This window comes from Mesorhizobium sp. M4B.F.Ca.ET.017.02.2.1 (assembly GCF_003998955.1).
Classification (GTDB): domain Bacteria; phylum Pseudomonadota; class Alphaproteobacteria; order Rhizobiales; family Rhizobiaceae; genus Mesorhizobium; species Mesorhizobium abyssinicae.
In genome coordinates, this window is the sequence record NZ_RZOF01000446.1 from 1 (window position 1) to 4,343 (window position 4,343).

Genomic DNA, 4,343 nt, shown 5'->3' on the forward strand with positions numbered 1-4,343 from the left:
GCCTACCGCATGTTCGCCAACGACAGCGGCTGGGTGCGCCGGCTGGAAGAGGCGATCCGCAACGGCCTGACGGCGGAAGCAGCGGTGGAGAAGGTGCAGAGCGACATGCGCGCCCGCATGCTGCACATGACCGACCCCTATCTGCGCGAGCGGATGAGCGATTTCGACGACCTTGCCAACCGCCTGCTGCGCCAGCTGATGGGGCGCGGGCCGGAGGATGTCGCGGCGTCGCTGCCGAAGGATGCCATCCTCGTCGCCCGTTCGATGGGCGCCGCCGAGCTGCTCGACTACCCGCGCGACAAGCTGCGCGGCGTGGTGCTGGAGGATGGGGCGGCAACCAGCCACGTCGTCATCGTGGCGCGCGCCATGGGCATTCCCGTCGCCGGGCAGATGAAGGGCGCCGTTTCGATGGCGGAAAACGGCGATGCCATCATCGTCGACGGCGAAGAGGGCACGATCCATCTCAGGCCGCAGCCCGACCTCGAGGCCGCCTATGCCGAGAAGGTGCGCTTCCGCGCCCGCCGGCAGGAGGTCTATCGCGAGCTGCGCAAGAAGCCGTCGGTGACCAAGGACGGTGTTGCGGTCGACCTCCTGATGAACGCCGGCCTCGCCGTCGACCTGCCGCAGCTTGCCGAGTCTGGCGCGGCCGGCATCGGCCTGTTCCGCACCGAGTTGCAATTCATGGTCGCCTCGACCTTCCCGCGCGCCGAAGCGCAGGAGCGGCTCTACCGCGACGTGCTCGAAGCGGCGCGCGGCAAGCCGGTGACCTTCCGCACAATCGACATCGGCGGCGACAAGGTGCTGCCCTATTTCAAGGGCGCGCTGCAGGAGGAGAACCCGGCGCTCGGCTGGCGGGCGATCCGGCTCACCCTCGATCGCCCGGGCCTGCTGAGGACGCAGATCCGCGCCTTGCTGAAAGCTTGCGGCGGCCGCGAGCTGAAGCTGATGCTGCCGATGGTGACGGAGCTCGGCGAGATCGCCCAGGCGCGCGAGATCATCGATCGCGAGGTCAGGCATCTGTCGCGCTTTGCCCACCACCTGCCGACCAGCCTGAAGCTCGGCGCGATGCTCGAAGTGCCGTCGCTGCTGTTCCAGCTCGACGAGCTGATGAAGGCGGTCGACTTCGTCTCGGTCGGCTCCAACGACCTGTTCCAGTTCGTCATGGCGGTCGATCGCGGCAACACGCAATTGTCCGACCGTTTCGACACGCTGTCGGCGCCGTTCCTGCGGGTGCTGAAGCAGATCGCCGATGCCGGCGCCCGCAATCACACGCCGGTGACGCTGTGCGGGGAACTCGCCGGAAAACCGATATCGGCGATGGCGCTGATCGGCCTCGGCTTCCGCTCGATCTCGATGTCGCCGGCCTCGATCGGCCCGGTCAAGGCGATGCTGACGGAACTGCCGCTCGACGAGTTGCAGGCCTTCTTCGCCGACAATCTGATGGCGCCGGCGCAAGGGCTGCCGATGCGGGCGCTGCTGCAGGCCTTTGCCGACGACCGCTCCATTCCGCTATAGAATCCGCCATGATCAACCTGCCGCGCGACCGCATGGATCAAGTCGTCAAGCGTTTCGAGATGCTCGAAGCGCAGATGTCGGCCGGCCCGGCGCCGGATGCCTATGTAAAGATGGCATCGGAATATGCCGAGCTGCAGGACATGGTGGCCAAGGTCAGGGAATTGCGCTCGGCCGAGCACGAGCAGGCCGACCTCGAAGCGATGCTCGCCGACAAGGGCACCGATGCCGAGATGCGGGCGCTCGCCGAGGCGGATCTGCCAGGGGTGGAGGAGCGCATCGAGGCGCTACAGAAGGATATCCAGATCCTGCTTCTGCCCAAGGATGCCGCCGACGACAAGAATGCCATCCTCGAAATCCGTGCCGGCACCGGTGGCGATGAAGCCGCTCTTTTCGCCGGCGACCTGTTTCGCATGTATGAGCGCTATGCCGCCGAACGCGGCTGGCGGTTCGAGACCGTGTCGGCCAGCGACGGCGATGCCGGCGGTTTCAAGGAAATCATCGCTACGGTCTCGGGCAAGGGCGTGTTCGCGCACCTGAAGTTCGAATCCGGCGTGCATCGCGTGCAGCGCGTGCCGGCGACCGAGGCCAGCGGGCGCATACACACCTCCGCGGCGACCGTCGCCGTGCTGCCGGAGGCCGAAGAGGTCGACATCGAAATCCGCGCCGAAGACATCCGCATCGACACGATGCGCGCCTCGGGTTCAGGCGGCCAGCACGTCAACACCACCGATTCGGCCGTCCGCATCACCCATTTGCCGACCGGGATCATGGTGGTGCAGGCAGAGAAATCGCAGCACCAGAACCGGGCGAAGGCCATGCAGATCCTGCGCGCCCGGCTCTATGATATGGAGCGCAGCAAGGCGGACGAGGAGCGTTCGGAATCGCGCAAGTCGCAGGTCGGCTCGGGCGACCGCTCGGAGCGCATCCGCACCTACAACTTTCCGCAAGGGCGCCTCACCGACCATCGCATCAACCTCACCCTCTACAAGCTCGACCGGGTGATGATGGGCGAACTCGACGAGGTCGTCGATGCGCTGATCGCCGACCACCAGTCGAAGCTGCTCGCCGACATCGGCGTCGATGGCTGACATCTTGCCCGGCACGCTCGGGCCGCTGCTGCGGGAGGCGCGTCATCGTCTTGCCGCCGCCGGCGTGGCCGATCCGGCGCTGGATGCCAGGCTGCTGGTCGAGCATTTTTCCGGAACGACCCGCACCCAGGCCATCGCCGAGCCGTCGCAAACGGTGCGGGAGGACGCGATTGCGGCAATCGATGTGGCCCTGCGACGGCGCGTCGCAGGCGAGCCGGTGCACCGTATCCTCGGGTTTCGCGAGTTCTACGGCCTGCGGCTTGGGCTTTCACCCGAAACGCTGGAGCCGCGGCCCGACACCGAGACGCTGGTCGAGGCGATCCTGCCCTTCGCCAGGGCGACAGCGGAGCGGCTTGGCGAATGCCGCATCCTCGATCTCGGCACCGGTACCGGCGCCATCGCGCTGGCTCTGCTCAGCGCCGTTCCCGGCGCCGTCGCCACGGGTGTCGACATTGCCGGGGGCGCGCTGGCCACCGCCATGCGCAATGCCTGCGAACTGGGCCTGGCCGACAGGTTCGAAACGCTTGAATCCGACTGGTTTGCAAAAGTTTCCGGCCGGTACCATGTAATTGCCGCAAACCCTCCCTATATACCCAGTCGAGACATAGGAAATCTGCAGGACGAGGTCCGCGATTTCGATCCGCATCTGGCCCTTGATGGCGGCGCGGACGGTCTTGGTCCCTACCGGATCATCGCCGCTGAGGCGACAAGGTTTCTGGAAGCCGAGTGCAGGGTTGCGGTCGAGATCGGCCACACGCAACGTAACGAAGTCACGGACATCTTCATGGCAGCCGGCTACCGGTTGTCCGGTATGTTCCGCGACCTCGGCGGAAACGACAGGGTTCTGGTGTTCGAACGCGCAAACCCCTGATGCAGTGCGAAATAGGGCTTGGCAATGCCCGGGAATGCAGCTAGGGTCGAAGTAACCGGATGAGACGAAGCAGGCAGTGCTCTTAGCGATTCGGTTTTCCTTGGAAATAGCTGCCTTCTTGCGCAATCGACGCCAATGCTTCGTGCGGGAATCGTCCGGCAAGTGATGTAACCGGAACAGGATGGCACGTGGCGCCAACGCAATTGATGCGGGCGAACGCCGGTGAAGAAACGAAACGGCTGGCTGCATGAGCGCCTCCGTTCGTAAAAAAGTTTTCGAAAATTTCACACTGAAGAGAGTCGAATGAGGCCACAACAGCAGAACAGGCGCATGCGCGGTCGCAACAACAATGGCGGCGGCGGTGGCAACAACAACAACCGCAAGGGCCCCAATCCCCTGACGCGCAACTACGAGAGCAACGGCCCGGATGTGAAGATCCGCGGATCGGCTCAGCAGATTGCCGAAAAATACGCCGCACTCGCCCGTGACGCGCAAAGCTCCGGCGACCGGGTGATGGCGGAGAACTACCTCCAGCACGCCGAGCACTACAATCGCATCATTGCCGCCGCGCAGGCGCAGATGCCGATCCAGAACGTCCAGCAGAACCGCGACGATTTCGACGAAGATGCGGACGAGGATCGCGACGAGTTCGACAACAACATCGGCAACAGCAATACCGCGGAAGCCCCGGCTGCGCAGGCCAACCATGGCGGCGGGCCGCAGCCGGTGATCGAAGGCGAACTGGCCTTCAACCAGGACAACGGCAACCGCGATGGCGGTGGGCGCGACAACGGCCGCGACAATGGCCAGCGCGACAACAATGGCGGGCGCCCCCGCGACCGCCGTCCGAACGGCGGCTACCGCCAGAA

General features: G+C 65.3%; 4 protein-coding genes. All 4 read left to right on the plus strand.

Annotation, left to right across the window (positions count from 1 at the left end):
• Positions 1-1,515: phosphoenolpyruvate--protein phosphotransferase (gene ptsP, locus EN738_RS31570; RefSeq protein WP_127287015.1), on the plus strand; the 1,515-nt coding region annotated here is incomplete at its 5' end.
• An 8-nt stretch (positions 1,516-1,523) separates the two neighbouring features.
• Complete coding sequence (prfA, locus tag EN738_RS31575; RefSeq protein WP_127287016.1) at positions 1,524-2,603, plus strand: peptide chain release factor 1; 1,080 nt, start codon at positions 1,524-1,526, stop codon at positions 2,601-2,603.
• Positions 2,596-3,474, plus strand: coding sequence for a peptide chain release factor N(5)-glutamine methyltransferase (gene prmC, locus EN738_RS31580; protein WP_127287017.1), 879 nt, complete (start codon positions 2,596-2,598; stop codon positions 3,472-3,474). Before prfA ends, prmC begins: the two co-directional genes overlap by 8 nt.
• A gap of 303 nt (positions 3,475-3,777) precedes the next feature.
• The coding region (locus tag EN738_RS31585) for a DUF4167 domain-containing protein (RefSeq protein ID WP_127287018.1) at positions 3,778-4,343 on the plus strand (566 nt) is incomplete at its 3' end.